Origin of the sequence: Streptomyces sp. NPDC052043, assembly GCF_044548235.1 — a bacterium.
Lineage (GTDB): Bacteria > Actinomycetota > Actinomycetes > Streptomycetales > Streptomycetaceae > Streptomyces.
Genome location: NZ_JBIUBT010000006.1, coordinates 92,440 through 106,746 on the forward strand (window position 1 = coordinate 92,440; position 14,307 = coordinate 106,746).

Below are 14,307 nucleotides of genomic sequence, written 5' to 3' on the forward strand. Positions count from 1 at the left end.
CGCGCTCAGTACCCGGAGGGGCGGACCAGTCCCGACTCGTAGGCGAACACCGCCGCCTGAGTGCGGTCCCTGAGGCCCAGTTTCACCAGGATGCGGCCCACGTGGGTCTTCACGGTCTGCTCGGCGACGACGAGGTGCCGGGCGATCTCCGCGTTGGACAGGCCCTGCGCGATCAGGGCGAGCACTTCCGTCTCGCGTTCGGTCAGTACGCCGATGCGTGACTTCAGCGGGGCGCGCGGTGCGTCCTTCAGCCGGGAGAACTCCGCGATCAGCCGGCGCGTGATCCCCGGCGCCAGCAGCGCGTCTCCGGCCGCGATCACCCGGACCGCCTCGGCGAGCTGGTCCGCGGAGGCGTCCTTGAGCAGGAAGCCGGACGCGCCGGCGCGCAGCGCCTCGTACACGTACTCGTCCAGGTCGAAGGTGGTGAGGACCAGGACCCTCATGTCCGGGGTGGCGGTGGTGATACGGCGGGTGGCCTCGATGCCGCCGAGTTCGGGCATGCGGATGTCCATCAGGACGACGTCCGGGGAGACCTCGGCGGCCTTGGCGACGGCGTCCAGGCCGTCCACCGCCTGGCCCACCACCTCGATGTCCGGCTGGGTGTTGAGCAGCACGGTGAACCCCTGCCGCACCATCTGCTGGTCGTCGGCGATGAGGACGCGGATGCGGCCGCTCGTCATGGAGTGTCCTCTCCTGTCGGGGACGGTGAGCCGGGAGCGGGTGCGGCGCCGGGCGGTTCGACGTGGACGACGGGGGTGTCGGGCGGGTCGGTGTAGACGACGGGCAGGCGGGGCGGGCTGGTCGCGGGCGCGACGCCGTCGTGGGGGAGGAAGGCCGTGACCGCGAAGCCGCCGTGGAGTGTCCTGGCGGCCGTGACGTGCCCGCCCAGCATGGTCGCCCGCTCGCGCATGCCGAGCAGGCCGTGCCCGGCACCCGGGGAGGGCTGGACGGGCCGCCGGGGTCGGGAGTTCACCACGCTCAGGAACAGGCCGTCGGGAACGTGGGTGACTTCCACACGGACCGTCGACCCCGGGGCGTGCCGCAGGGCGTTGCTCAGGGCCTCCTGGACGATGCGGTACGCCGACAGCTCCACGGCCGGCGGATACGCACGTTGCTCGCGCCGCGAGTCCTCGATGTCCACGGTGACCGTCAGACCGGCGGCGCGGGTGTTCTCGACGAGGGCGCCGAGGCGGTCGAGGGTGGGCTGCGGGGCGTCCGGGGCGGCCCTGGTGCCGGATTCGCCGAGGCCGTAGGGGTCCTCGGGGTTCTCCGAACGCAGCACGCCGAGCACCCGGCGCAGTTCGCCGAGCGCCTCCAGCGCGTTCTGCCGGATGCCGTGGAGGTTCTCCTTCAGCTCCGGCGAGGGGTCCGGTGTGAGGTGCGGTGCCACCTGCGCCTGGATGGAGATCACCGACATGTGGTGGGCGACCACGTCGTGCAGCTCGCGGGCGATGCGGCTGCGCTCCTCCAGGAGCGTGCGGCGGGCCCGCTCCTCCGCGGTGAGCGTGGTCTGCTGCACCAGTTCCGCGCGGGCCTCGCGGCGGCCGCGCAGGGCCGTGCCCAGCAGCACCACGACCGCGAACAGCGCCAGCGCGAGAACACCGGTGGACTGGTAGTCCGCCGCGCCCCACACACCCTGGAGGACGTAGGTGGCCAGTGCGGTCAGGGCCAGCGCCTCCACGGCGACGCGGGCGCGTACCCGCAGGGCGAGCAGCAGCAGGACGAACAGGTGGGCGATGATCCCGGACGTGGTCCAGGGCCAGGTAAAGCCGTGCAGATCGCCGGCGACCAGCGGGCCGTGCAGGGCCACCGCTCCCAGCACCGTGGCCGCCATGGACAGCCACCACGCCGGGATGGGCCGCCACAGGGCCAGCGCCATCGCACCGGCCTGTCCGAGCGCGACGAGGAAGGCGTAGCCGAAGGCCAGCCGCGCGCCGCTCCAAAGGTGACCCGCGGCGCCCAGCAGCACCACGAGCGCGACGAGCCACACGACGCCGTGCGGAAGCCAGCGCAGCCAGACGGACGGGGGCAGCGGATCCGGCCGTGCGGTCCACAGGTCCTCGCGCAGCACCCGCAGCCCGTGCCTGACGCGGCTTTCCCCTGGCATCACGCGCCCACTCTAGGGTCTGGCGCGGAGGCCGTCCCGGGGCGATGGACCCTGACCACCCGGGAACGGCGCCGGCCACCGCCCTGCTCACAGGTACGGAAGGCGGCCCAGCAGACGGCCAGGGCGAGGGCGAAGACCGGGAGCCAGGCCAGCCGGGCCGCCACCCAGCCGGGGCCGTCGGGGAGTGTGTGCAGGCCCGGGAGGCGGCCGGCGAGCAGGCCCATGGCGGTGGTCGCCATCAGGGCCGTCTGGTGCCAGAGGAAGATCGTCATCGCGGAGAGGTTGACCAGCGCCACCGCCGCCCAGGCGAGCGGGCGGGACATCGCGCGGCGCAGCCGCTCGCGCAGCAGCAGGGCCAGGCCGCACTGGGCCAGGCCGAAGGTGACGGCCGCCAGTGTCGGCGGGTTGAGGTTGGAGACCGTGGCGCCCGGGACGCCGACCATCGACGCCGGGTAGCCCGCCCAGGCGACGAGGGCCGCGGTCGCCGTCGCACCGCAGATGAGCAGCGTCCAGCCTGCGCGGCGGCGGTCCAGCTCACCACGGGTCCAGGCCGCGCCCAGGGTGTACGGCACGAGCCAGCCGGCCGGCAGGTTCAGCCAGCCGATCCAGGAGGGGGCGCCGAGGCCGAAGCGGAGGAGGTCCACGTGCAGGACGACGGCCAGGGGCCACAGGGGACTGAGCCGGGTGAGCAGGGGCGTCGCCGCCGTCAGTACGGCGAAGACCAGGAGGAACCACAGGGGGGACAGAGCCAGCTTCACGAGGGTGTGGACCGTGTCGAGGTCCACGCCGGTCAGGAGGAGAGCGGTGGCGGTGACCGTCCAGAGGGCCAGGACGGCCGCGACCGGCCCGAACAGCCGGGACAGGCGAGCACGGAGCCACTGCGGGTAGCTGGTGCCGCGGGCGCGGGCCGAGAGGTGGCTGCGGGTGGCGACGCGCCCGCCGACGAGGAAGAACACGGCGAGGGTCTGGAACGCCCAGGAGATCGGGGCCAGGGCGGGCAGGTAGTGGAGGGGGCTCGCGGTGTGCAGGGTGGGGCGGGGCTGGGTGCGGGTGTCGGCGACCAGGGCCGTGACCAGCCAGTGCCCCAGGACCACACCGAGGATGGCGAGGGCCCGCAGGGCGTCCACCGCCCGGTCCCGGTGCGGTGGGGTCTGGTTGTGGAGGCGGTGGGCGGAGGCTCGTATGCGGGTGAGTGCTGCTGGGAGGCGGTCAGTCACCTTGCACCTCGCTCGTGGCGCCCAGGACGATCCGGGCCAGGTTGGTCAGGGACGGGGAGCCGGGGGTGAAGTAGGCGCTGTGGCCGCCGCTTCCGGCCGTGAACCTGCGGGCGCCGAAGGCGGGGTCCATGGGGTCGGCGCCCAGGCCGACGGTCGTGCCGAAGAGGTGGGCGCGGACGTGCGGCACGTTCGCCACCCAGTCGCCGGTTCCGCGGGCCGCCCAAACACGGGCCCGGGTGTGCAGCGCGGGCACGGAGTCCGCTCCGGTGCCGGGACTGCCGATGAAGGCGATGTCGTCCACGTCCAGGCCGGACGCGGCGCGCCCGCACACCACCGAACCGTAGGAGTGGCACACCAGGGTGATGTGCGGCGCCCGCCCCATCACGGCGCGCAGGTCGCGTATCAGCTCCCCCAGATGCGGGGCCGCCTGCTCGGCGCGGCCCGTGGTGAGCACCGTGGTGCTGACCGTGCCCGGCGTCTCGTAGCCGAGCCAGGCGACGACCGCCGGGCGCGAACCGGCCGTGGCCTCGCGGCCGAGCTCCTGGTACAGGGCGAGTGCGCCCTTCCGGAAGCGGTCGTAGGTGTCCAGGGAGGTGTCGGAACCCGGGACGAGGACCGCAGTGCGGTCGGCGTGCGCCAGGTCGCCGAACACCTCCGACACGCGGCCGGAACCACGGCCGTCGAAGGAGAGCAGTTGACGAGAGGGTGACGCCAGCGCCCGGTCCACGGCCGCGCGGTGCGTGTCGCCGTGTGCCGCGGCCATGCCGGACGCGCGGGCCGCGTCGGCGCTGTTCGCCCCGTAGGCCGCGTCGAGGGCGGTCCGGGTCAGGGGCGCGAGGGTCGCCGGGGCGGGCGCGGGAATCCGGGGCCGGGCCGCGGCCGACAGAGGCACCACGAGAGCGCCGGTGACGAGAAGGGCGAGCAGGGCCCGACGCCATCCGCCTGCCCTCGCCCCGACGCCCGACTTCACCTCCGGGCCGGGCCTCGGGCCCACTCCCGGACCGGCACTCAGGTCCGCTCCCGAACTGGCACTCAGGCCCACTCCCGGGCCAGCACTCGGTTCCGCTCCCAGGTCAGCACTCGGACCGGCCCCCGGTCGCCTTCCCAGGCCGGGATGCGAGCCCGCACCCAGAGCCGCGCTCGGGTCCGCTCCCGGGCCGGCACTCGGCCCCATACCGAGACCGGCATCCGGTTCGGTCTCCGGTCCGGTCTCCGGCCCCGTGCCCGGTCCCGCGACCCCGCCCGGGCTCGCGGCCCTGCCCCGCCTCTCCCGTCCACGCCCCACGGCTCATCCCCTCCGGCTCCGCCCGGCCACCGGGCCGATCTGGAAGGGAAGTTACGGATCCGGGGCCGTAGCCCGCGTCCCGCCAGGGAGGTGTTCGCGGCCGTAGCTCTCAAGTACTACGGGTACGACCGGGTTGCCCCGGTCGAAGCGCGGGCCCGGTCGGGACGAAGGCCGGAGTCACCATGCCAGCTGCGCGATCTCCTCCGCCACCACCGCGCACGCGTCGGCCGCCGGGTCGATCAGGGGGAAGTGGCCGACGCCCTCCAGGAGGGTCAGGCCCACCACCTCGCCCGCCTTCGCCGCGGCCTCGGTGTAGGACTCCGCGACCACCTGCGGTACGACCAGGTCGTCGCGCCCCTGGACGAGGGTCGTGGCGATGCCGGTCGGCAGCAGCAGAGCCGGGTCGGCACAGGGCTGCCGCTCGACGAAGCCCTCTTCCCCACCCAGCAGTTGACGGGCCGCACCGCCGCACACGTCCAGCTTCTCGGCGACCGCGAAATCAGCGATGGGGGCGAGCGCGACCACGCCCCGCAGCGGGGCGGGACGGTCCGTGCGCCAGGGCGCGTCCGCGGGCAGGACATGCCGGGCCGCCGCCCACAGGGCCAGGTGGCCGCCCGCCGAATGGCCGGTGAGCACCGTGCGCCGCGTGTCGGCCTGCGGGAGCGCCTCCCGGGCCAGCCCGGGCAGCGCGTCGAGCGCCGCCGCCACGTCGTCGAACGTGTCCGGCCAGCGGCCCGCGACCGGGTCCTCGCCCGGCGCCGCCGGGGTGGCGCTGCCGCGCCGGTACTCGACGCAGGCCACGGCGAAGCCCCGGCGGGCGAGGAAGTCCGAGAACGGCGTGATGTGGCGGCGGTCGTACGGGGCCCGCCAGGCGCCGCCGTGCAGCACCACCACGAGCGGGGCGTGCGGCGCGGGCCCCGAGGAGTCGGCCGCACCGCGCGGGCGGTAGAAGTCGACGACCTGGTCGGGGTGGTCGCCGTAGGCGGCCGTGCCGTCGGGTGCGACGGGCGCATGCGAGAAGACCGACTCCTCCTCCGCGGCGGCACGCGCCGCCGCGTCACGGCCGGGGGTGCTCCCCGGTTCCGCGGCGGTGGGGGTCTCCCCCGCCCGAGCGGACCCGAGCGCTCGGGGGAGGGGGGCGTCGGCTTCCGGCATGCTCCAACCTCTCAGCGGTGAAACGGGTTTGGCGGTCCGGGATGGAAATCAACCGACCGTTGGCCGGGACGGTATCAGGCCCGTCACGTGCCCCGACATGGGGATGTCACGCTGGGTGAGGCCAAACGGTTCTGCCGCACGATCCGGGACCGTGCGGCAGGAAACCTCCGTTCCGGTACGCCCGCGGGAGCCGGGCACTCCCGCAGGAGCCGGGCACTCCCGCGGGAGCCCGGCTACGCCCGCGCCAGCCGGGCGTAGCCGACGCATCAGCCGGCCGGCCCCTACGCCGGCATCTCCGCCAGTACCTCCGCCAGCACCCGCGCCGCCCGCTCCGCGTCCGCGAACCCGACGTAGAGCGGGGTGAAGCCGAAGCGCAGGACGTCGGGGTGCCGGAAGTCGCCGACCACCCCGCGTTCGATCAGCCGCTTCATCGCCTCACCGGCGTCCGGGCAGCGCAGGGCCACCTGGCTGCCGCGCTCCTCGTGGGCCGCCGGGGTCAGGGACTCCACGCGTCCGGCGGGGACGTACGCGTCGACGCACTCCAGGAAGAAGTCCGTCAGCGCGAGGGACTTGGCGCGTACGGCCTCGACCGGCACCCCGTCCCAGACGTCCAGCGCCGCCTCCAGGGCGAGCAGGGAGAGGATGTCGGGGGTGCCGACCCGGCCACGCAGCGCACCCCCCGCCGGTTCGTAGCCGGGCCGCATGCCGAAGGGCTCGGCGTGCGAGTTCCAGCCGGGCAGCGGGGAGTCGAAGCGGTCCTGCACATCGCGGCGGACGTACAGGAAGGCCGGTGAACCCGGGCCGCCGTTCAGGTACTTGTAGGTGCACCCGACCGCCAGGCGGACCCCGTGCTCGTCCAGCCCCACCGGCAGGGCGCCCGCGCTGTGGCACAGGTCCCAGACGGCGTACGCGCCCACCGCGTGCACCGCGGCCGTCAGGGACGGCAGGTCGTGCAGCCGGCCCGTGCGGTAGTCGACGTGGTTCAGCAGGACCGCGGCGGTGCGCGCAGTGAGCGCCCCGGGCACCTCGGCCGGCGTCACCGGGCGCAGCGCGCAGCCCGTCATCCGGGCCGCCGACTGGGCGATGTACCCGTCCGAGGGGAACGTCGTCGCGTCGACCAGGATCTCGTCCCGCTCGCCCGCACCGTCCTGCCGGGCCATCCGGACCGCCGCCACCAGCGCCTTGAACACGTTGACGCTGGTCGAGTCGCCCACCACGATCTGGCCCGGCGCGGCCCCGACCAGCGGGGCGATCCGGTCGCCGACCCGCTCGGGCGCGGTCCACCAGCCGCCCTCCGTCCAGGAGCGGATGCGCAGCTCGCCCCACTGGCGGCGTACGACGTCGCCGATGTGGTCCGGGACGTTCGCCGGGAGCGCGCCCAGCGAGTTGCCGTCCAGGTAGACGCCCTCGTCGAGGACGAACCGGTCGCGCAGCCCGGCGAGTTCGTCGGCGGCGTCCAGCTTCTCGGCTCGGAGGGTCATCTCAGACATGGGACCTCGCCGTCCACAGCTCGGGGAAGACGTTCTTCCGGGCCCGCTTCTCCAGCCAGGCCACCCCGGCGGAGCCACCCGTGCCGGCCTTGGCGCCCATCGCGCGGCGGGTGGCCACGAGGTGGTCGTTGCGCCAGCGCCACACCAGTTCGGCGACGTCGGTCAACGCCTCGCCGAGCCGGGCGAGTTCGTCGTCCTGGTCACCGGCGTAGAGCGCCGTCCAGACGGCCTCGACCTCCTCGCTGGGCTCGTAGCGCAGCGACACGTCGCGGTGCAGCACGGCGTCCGGGACCGCGTGCCCGCGGCGGGCGAGCAGCCGCAGCACCTCGTCGTACAGGCTCGGCTCGTGCAGCGCCTTCTCCAGTTCCGCGTGGGCGCGGGGGGCGCCGCGGTGCGGGACGAGCATCGAGGCGGACTTGTCGCCGAGCAGGAACTCCATGCGGCGGTACATCGCCGACTGGAAGCCGGAGCCCTCGCCGAGGGCGCCGCGGTAGCTGTTGAACTGGGCCGGCGTGAGTGCGGCGAGCGGCGTCCAGGAGGCGTTCAGCGCCTGGAGTTCCCGTACGGACCGCTTCAGCGCGGCGACCGCCGTCGGCACGTCGTCCGAGCGCAGGGCGCGGGCCGCGGTCTCCCACTCGTGGACGATGACGGTGAACCACAGCTCCATCACCTGGGTGGTGACCAGGAAGACCATCTCGCCGGGGTCGTCGGAGAGGGTGTGCTGGAGGTGGGTGAGCACGTCCGCCCTGACGTAGTCCTCGTACGGCGTGGTGCCTGCGAAGTCGAGATGCGGGGTCTCGGGCTCAGAGGCCTCAGCAGGCTGAGGAGTCGGGTGAGCCGGTTGGGACATCGCTGTCTCCTGTAGTACTCCGGGTAGCGGTCCGCCCCTGCCGATGCCGGCACGGGGGCCCCGGTCCCCATCCGCATCCTGCGCATCACGTGCACAGATCGCAAGGCCCGCCCGGTCGCGCCGGCGGGCCTCGCGTGCGTACGGGGTCAGCCCAGCGTGTGCGCGGCCGTCTGCGAGGAGTCCGTCAGGAACTGCGTGCAGCGCTCGTACTCCTCCTGCTCGCCGATCGCGTGGGCGGCGCGCGCGAGGGCGTGCAGGGCGCGCAGGAAGCCGCGGTTGGGCTCGTGCTCCCAGGGGACCGGGCCATGGCCCTTCCAACCGCTGCGGCGCAGGGCGTCCAGACCGCGGTGGTAGCCCGTCCGGGCGTACGCGTACGACTCCACGGCCGCCCCCCGCTCGAAGGCGTCGTCGGCCAGCTGCGCCCAGGCCAGCGACGACGCCGGGTACCGCGCCGCCACCTCGGCCGGCGAGGTTCCCGTCGCGAGGAGCTCACGCGGCTCCGGGTCGTCGGGAAGGTGGGTGGGCGGCGGACCGCCCAGGAGGTTCTCGTGAATGGTCATGGGGTCCAGTCTGCTGCATGGCCCGTGAGCGGTGACGGCTGCTCCCGGCCGCCGCGGAACGGCCCGTTCCACGGCTCACGCGGCCGGTTCGGTGCCGGAGGCCGCACCCCCGCGCCCCGTCTCCAGCGGCGGTGTCGTCACACTGCCGTGGGTGCGGCACTCGGGCCGGCAGCAGCCCTTGGCCGGACGGCGGACGGTGGCGAAGGCGAGGACCGCCCCCACCACCAGGACCGCCGCGCAGATCGGCATGGCCCGGCGGAACGCGGCGTCGAAGGCGTCCGCCGAGCGGTAGGCCTCCGGGCCCATCCCGGCCAGCAGCGGCAGCGCGGCCACCGCGATCAGGCCGGCCGCGCGGGCGGCCGCGTTGTTGATGCCGCTGGCAAGACCGGCGCGGGAGGTGTCCACCGAGGCGAGCACGGTGGCGGTGAGCGGGGCGACCAGGGTGACCATGCCCGCGCCCATGACCAGCAGGGCCGGCAGCACGTCCGTGAGGTAGTCCGCCCCCGCGCCGACCCGCAGCATCAGCAGCAGCGCCGCCGCGCACAGCAGCGGTCCGGCGGTGAGCGGCAGGCGCGGCCCGATGCGGTCGGCGAGGGCACCCGAGCGGGCCGAGAACAGCAGCATGAGGACGGTCGTCGGGAGCAGGGCGGTACCCGCCTCGAGCGGTGAGTAGCCGGACACCACCTGGAGTTGCAGGGCGGTGAGGAAGAAGAAACCGCCGAAGGCCGCGTACACGCACAGGGTGACCAGGTTGACGGCGGTGAACTGGCGGGAGGCGAAGATGTCCGGCGGCATCATCGGATCTCGGCGGTGCTTCTCCACGTACACGAAGGCGACGGCGGCGAGCACGCCCGCGGCGGCGGTCAGGGCGACGACCCAGGTGCCGCCACGCGCCTCGATCAGGGCGTACGTCACCAGGGCCAGGGACAGGGCGCCGAGGGCCGCGCCCAGCACGTCGAAGCGGCCGTGGGCGGCGCGGTCGCTGGACTCGGGGACGTGGCGTACGGCGACGGGGGCGCAGACCAGGGCCAGTGGGATGTTGAGCAGGAAGACCCAGCGCCAGCCGGGCCCGGCCACCAGCCAGCCGCCGAGGAACGGGCCGACGGCCGCGCCGATGCCGCCGAAGCCGGACCACAGGCCCACGGCCCTGGCGCGGTCGTCCGGATGGAAGGAGGCCTGGATGAGGGCGAGCGAGCCGGGGGTGAGAAGGGCGCCGCCGACGCCTTGCAGGGCGCGGGCGGCGACCAGGACGGTCGCGTTCGGGGCGAGGCCGCAGCACAGGGAGGCGGCGGCGAACCAGACGACGCCGAGCACGAAGACCTTGCGGCGGCCGTAGCGGTCGCCGAGTGAGCCGCCGAGGAGGATCAGGCCGGCCAGGGTGACCAGGTAGGCGTTGACCGTCCACTGGAGCGCGGCGAGGTTCGCGTGCAGGTCGCGGCCGATGCGGGGCAGGGCGACGTTGACGACGGTCGAGTCCAGCAGGGCCATGCTGGAGCCGAGCACGGTGGTGAGCAGGATCCAGCGGCCGGTGGGACTGGAGATCCTCACGACGGGGGCGTGCTGTGCGGTGACAGCCATGAGGGGATCATCCCGCGCCGGCCGGCCCTGAGCCAGTGGGCACACGACGGGCCCGGTGCCGCAGCACCGGGCCCGTCGGAAGGAACCGGAGGAACCAGAGGGACCGAAGGAACTGGAGGAACCAAAGGAACCCGAGGAACCGGGAGTTACTTGATCTTCGTGCCGGTTGAGCGGAGGTTGCCGCAGGCCTCCACCACGCGCTTGGCCATCGACGCCTCGGCCAGCTTGCCCCAGGTGCGCGGGTCGTAGGTCTTCTTGGAGCCGACCTCGCCGTCGACCTTGAGGACGCCGTCGTAGTTCTTGAACATGTGGTCGGCCACAGGACGCGTGAAGGCGTACTGGGTGTCGGTGTCGATGTTCATCTTCACCACGCCGTTCTCCAACGCCGTGCGGATCTCCTCCTCCGTGGAGCCGGAGCCGCCGTGGAAGACGAAGTCGAACGGCTGGCTGCCGGCCGGGCGGCCGTACTTCGCCGCGACGCCCTCGTTCAGCTCCTTCAGCAGGTCGGGGCGGAGCACGACGTTGCCCGGCTTGTACACGCCGTGCACGTTGCCGAAGGAGGCGGCCAGCAGGTAGCGGCCCTTGTCGCCCAGGCCCAGGGCCTCGGCGGTGCGGATCGCGTCCTCGACCGTGGTGTACAGCTTGTCGTTGATCTCGTGGGTGACGCCGTCCTCCTCGCCACCGGTCGGGGTGATCTCCACCTCGAGGATGATCCGGGCGGCGGCGGTGCGGACGAGCAGGTCCTGAGCGATCGCCAGGTTGTCGGCGAGGGTCTCCGCGGAGCCGTCCCACATGTGGGACTGGAACAGCGGGTTGCGGCCGCTCTTGACGCGCTCCTCGGAGATCGCGAGCAGCGGACGCACGTACCCGTCGAGCTTGTCCTTCGGGCAGTGGTCGGTGTGCAGAGCGATGTTGACCGGGTACTTCTCGGCGAGGATGTGCGCGTACTCGGCCAGGGCGACGGCCCCGGTGACCATGTCCTTGCTGTACTGGCCACCCAGGAACTCCGCACCACCCGTGGAGATCTGGACGATGCCGTCGCTCTCCGCCTCCGCGAAGCCGCGCAGGGCCGCGTTCAGGGTCTGGGAGGAGGTGACGTTGATGGCCGGGTAGGCGAACTTGCCTGCCTTCGCCCGGTCGAGCATCTCGTTGTAGACCTCGGGGGTTGCGATGGGCATCTGTCCGCTCCTTGTATGTGCGGGGTGCGTTCTGCGTACTTACGGCCCTGACCTAGGGAGTGACGTCATCGTCGGCCCCATCTTCGCAGACGTTGCCGGATGTGTCGGACACCCTGCCCGGCCGGTGGACGACCGGGTCACGCGCTACGGACCCGGGCCCGCCTCAGTCCAGTCCGAGGTCGTCCTTCGAGTACGCGAAGACGTACGGCACCCCGGCGCCCTCACTGATCTTCTCGGCCGCGCCGGTGGCCCGGTCGACGATCGTCGCCACGGCGACCACCTCGGCGCCCGCCTCGCGCACCGCCTCGACGGCGGTGAGCGGGGAGCCGCCCGTGGTGGAGGTGTCCTCCACCACCAGGACGCGGCGGCCCTTGATCTCCGGGCCCTCCACGCGCCGTTGCATGCCGTGGGCCTTGGCGGCCTTGCGGACCACGAAGGCGTCAAGGCTGCGCCCGCGCGCGGCGGCGGCGTGCAGCATGGAGGCCGCGACGGGGTCGGCGCCCATCGTCAGGCCACCCACCGCGTCGAAGTCGAAGTCGGCGGTCAGGTCCAGGAGCACCTGACCGACCAGCGGAGCCGCCTCGCCGTCGAGGGTGACGCGACGCAGGTCGATGTAGTAGTCGGCCTCCAGGCCGGACGACAGCGTCACCCTGCCGTGCACCACGGCCTTGTCCTTGATCTGCTGCAGCAGCTCGCCGCGAACGTCGCTCATGACAGCCAGCTTAAGCGCGGTGCCAGGTCCAGGTCGTCGAGGCCTCCAGCGGCTCCAGCGGGGTGACCAGGCGCGGGAGGGTGTTCAGACCGTCGGGCGGGCCGGTCTGCGGCTCCACGCACACGGCGGCCTGCTGCTCGTCGTAGACGACGACCCATTCCTCGCGGCTGGTCACCCTCAGCTCCAGCTGCCCGGGCCAGGTGAGCGTGACGTCGACGCCGCCGGGCATGCCGAAGCAGTCGTCCCAGGGACCGGGCCGCGGCTCGACGCGGTGCCCGGTGGGCAGGTGGTCGTCGCCGCGCTCCTCCTGCCAGGCGGGCCGGAAGTCGACGCGGACGTCCTGGGCGCCGGCACCCTCGAGGGTGCGGTTGAACCACGGGTGCCAGCCGATCTGCGCGGGGAAGGACGACTCGTACGTCTCCACGGACATGGTCAGCGTCAGCGCGTCCTCGGTCAGGGTGACGGCCTGGGTGACACGGCCGGGGTAGGGCCAGGGGGCGACGAGGTCGTACGTGATCACCGCCTCGCCCGCGGAGCTGCGGGCGGTGCGCCAGGCGCCGTCGCGGGCGGTGCCGTGGATGGCGTGCGGTGGGGAGTTGAGCGGCATCTGGTGGACGGCGGCACCGTCCCGGAAGCGGCCCTCGCGGATCCGGCCGCACCAGGGGACCATTGGGAAGCAGCCGAAACGCTCTCCCTGGCGGAGCAGTTCGAGGCCGCCGACGCGCAGACTGCCGATACGCCCGCCGTTGCCCGGCTGCACGACCGCTTCCGCGTCACCCGCGGTCAGCGTGATGTCTTCGTTCCTCACCCCACGAGGCTACTTGGCCGATCAGGAAGACGTTCAGCGTCGCGGTCGAGTGGGGGCGCGAACGGGGGGGGCAAGGGGGCGGGCCGAGCGGCCGGGCGGGAAGGACCGGAGCCGGGCCGCCACCTGGGTACCGGGGCGGCGGGCCGCCACCGGGGCGGTGCTCAGCGGCGGCGCCTCAGGGCCCGGCCCGCGACGATCACCGACGCCACGACCAACGCCGCCGCGGGCACCGCCCAACGGAGGGTGGGCCCGGCGGAGACGGTCAGCGGCGCGGGGACGGGGGCGTAACGGCCTCGGGGCGGGGCGTGGTCGACCTCCTCGGCGCTGCGCCCGATCATCGTCCGCCGCGCGTGCGCCGCCTCGGCGGGCGGCTCGGCGGTCTCGGCGAAGTCCTCGGAGACGGGGGGCTCGTCGTCCTCGTCTTCCTCGTCGGCCAGCGGGTCGAGGGAGGAGGGCGGCACCTCGGCGTCGAAGACGGAACCGCGCCCGCCCGGCCCGGCCGGGTGCGCCTCGCCCTCGTCCCCGACCGGCGGCGCCGGCGCGTCGTCCGCGTCCGGAGCGGCCTCGAAGTCCCCGCTCGCCAACGGGGCGAAGTCCTCGGTCGCCTCCTCGGCCAGCCCCACGACCCCGTCGACCCCAGGCGCCTCGGCTTCACCGGACTGCGACTTTTCGGCGGCGTCCGGTTCGGCGACCTCCGCTTCAGGGGCCTCCGCGTCTGCAGCCTCCGGTTCAGCAGCCACGGGTTCGGCGGCCTCCGATTCGGGGGCCTCCGATTCGGGGGCCTCCGATTCGGGGGCGGGCGGCTGGGTGGACAGGTTTTCCGCGAAGCGGTTCAGGAGGCGGGTCGTGGCGGTGTGGACGGCGTCCGGGGACAGCTCGGTGACGCGGCCCTCCGCACGAGCGGTGCCGTCGAAGGTGAGGGTGGAGCCGCCGTCGGTGTCGCGGAGGCGGAGCGTGAGCGTGAGTTTCACCGAACCGGTGCCTCGGGACTCGGCCCCGTCGCCCTCGACGGCGTAGGAGCCGTCGTCGAGCGCACGGACGCGCAGGGTGCCGCGGTAGGTGATGGAGTGGCTGCCGATCCGCACCTTGAGCCGGCCGCTGACGGGCCCGCCACCCGCGTCCTGCTGAAGCCCGGGAACCGCCCGGGCAACCCGCGCCGGATCGGCGAGCGCCCTTCGCAACCGCCGAGCCGGAACCGGAACGAACACCTCGTGCTCCATGTCAGCCGAGGGTACCCAGTGCCGCCCCCGATTACCCTCCCCTCGGCCACAACCCGTCCCCGCGGGACACTCACCGGGCTCGGCCCTGCCGCCGGGTGGCTCCCAGCGAGCAGGACGGCACGCAGGACGGCACGGACCACCACGATC

At 73.8% G+C, this 14,307-nt stretch carries 13 protein-coding genes; all 13 read right to left on the reverse strand.

Going from position 1 to position 14,307, the window contains the following annotated elements; all coding sequences use genetic code 11:
• Positions 1-5: 5 nt before the first annotated feature.
• The 13 genes from ACIHCX_RS17260 to ACIHCX_RS17320 all read right to left on the reverse strand — a co-directional run bounded on the left by ACIHCX_RS17260 (position 6) and on the right by ACIHCX_RS17320 (position 14,160).
• Positions 6-680, reverse strand: coding sequence for a response regulator (locus tag ACIHCX_RS17260; protein ID WP_400030146.1), 675 nt, complete (start codon positions 678-680; stop codon positions 6-8).
• Positions 677-2,107, reverse strand: coding sequence for a sensor histidine kinase (locus ACIHCX_RS17265; RefSeq protein ID WP_400030799.1), 1,431 nt, complete (start codon positions 2,105-2,107; stop codon positions 677-679). The genes ACIHCX_RS17260 and ACIHCX_RS17265 overlap by 4 nt, the downstream gene beginning before the upstream one ends.
• Positions 2,107-3,291 carry an acyltransferase gene (locus ACIHCX_RS17270; protein ID WP_400030801.1) on the reverse strand — a complete coding sequence of 395 codons (1,185 nt, stop codon included), beginning with the start codon at positions 3,289-3,291 and terminating at the stop codon, positions 2,107-2,109. The genes ACIHCX_RS17265 and ACIHCX_RS17270 overlap by 1 nt, the downstream gene beginning before the upstream one ends.
• 25 nt (positions 3,292-3,316) lie before the next feature.
• Positions 3,317-4,216 carry an alpha/beta hydrolase gene (locus ACIHCX_RS17275; RefSeq protein WP_400030803.1) on the reverse strand — a complete coding sequence of 300 codons (900 nt, stop codon included), beginning with the start codon at positions 4,214-4,216 and terminating at the stop codon, positions 3,317-3,319.
• 570 nt (positions 4,217-4,786) lie between these two features.
• Positions 4,787-5,764, reverse strand: coding sequence for an alpha/beta hydrolase (locus tag ACIHCX_RS17280; RefSeq protein ID WP_400030148.1), 978 nt, complete (start codon positions 5,762-5,764; stop codon positions 4,787-4,789).
• A gap of 281 nt (positions 5,765-6,045) precedes the next feature.
• On the reverse strand, positions 6,046-7,254 hold the full coding sequence (gene kynU / locus ACIHCX_RS17285; RefSeq protein ID WP_400030150.1) for a kynureninase: 1,209 nt from the start codon (positions 7,252-7,254) through the stop codon (positions 6,046-6,048).
• Entirely contained in the window at positions 7,247-8,104 is an 858-nt protein-coding gene (locus tag ACIHCX_RS17290; RefSeq protein ID WP_400030152.1) for a tryptophan 2,3-dioxygenase family protein, read from the reverse strand. Before ACIHCX_RS17290 ends, kynU begins: the two co-directional genes overlap by 8 nt.
• A 146-nt stretch (positions 8,105-8,250) precedes the next feature.
• On the reverse strand, positions 8,251-8,664 hold the full coding sequence (locus tag ACIHCX_RS17295; RefSeq protein WP_400030154.1) for a DUF3151 domain-containing protein: 414 nt from the start codon (positions 8,662-8,664) through the stop codon (positions 8,251-8,253).
• 75 nt (positions 8,665-8,739) lie between these two features.
• Positions 8,740-10,242, reverse strand: a complete 1,503-nt coding sequence (locus tag ACIHCX_RS17300; RefSeq protein ID WP_400030156.1) for an MFS transporter — start codon at positions 10,240-10,242, stop codon at positions 8,740-8,742.
• A 146-nt stretch (positions 10,243-10,388) separates the two neighbouring features.
• Positions 10,389-11,420 carry a class II fructose-bisphosphate aldolase gene (gene fbaA, locus ACIHCX_RS17305; protein ID WP_400030158.1) on the reverse strand — a complete coding sequence of 344 codons (1,032 nt, stop codon included), beginning with the start codon at positions 11,418-11,420 and terminating at the stop codon, positions 10,389-10,391.
• A gap of 163 nt (positions 11,421-11,583) precedes the next feature.
• Complete coding sequence (gene pyrE / locus ACIHCX_RS17310; protein ID WP_400030160.1) at positions 11,584-12,132, reverse strand: orotate phosphoribosyltransferase; 549 nt, start codon at positions 12,130-12,132, stop codon at positions 11,584-11,586.
• Between the two features lie 10 nt (positions 12,133-12,142).
• On the reverse strand, positions 12,143-12,940 hold the full coding sequence (locus ACIHCX_RS17315; RefSeq protein WP_400030162.1) for an aldose 1-epimerase: 798 nt from the start codon (positions 12,938-12,940) through the stop codon (positions 12,143-12,145).
• Positions 12,941-13,101: 161 nt separating this feature from the next.
• Positions 13,102-14,160 (reverse strand): SRPBCC domain-containing protein, encoded by a 1,059-nt coding sequence (locus ACIHCX_RS17320; RefSeq protein WP_400030164.1) that lies wholly within the window; start codon positions 14,158-14,160, stop codon positions 13,102-13,104.
• Between the last annotated feature and the right edge of the window lie 147 nt (positions 14,161-14,307).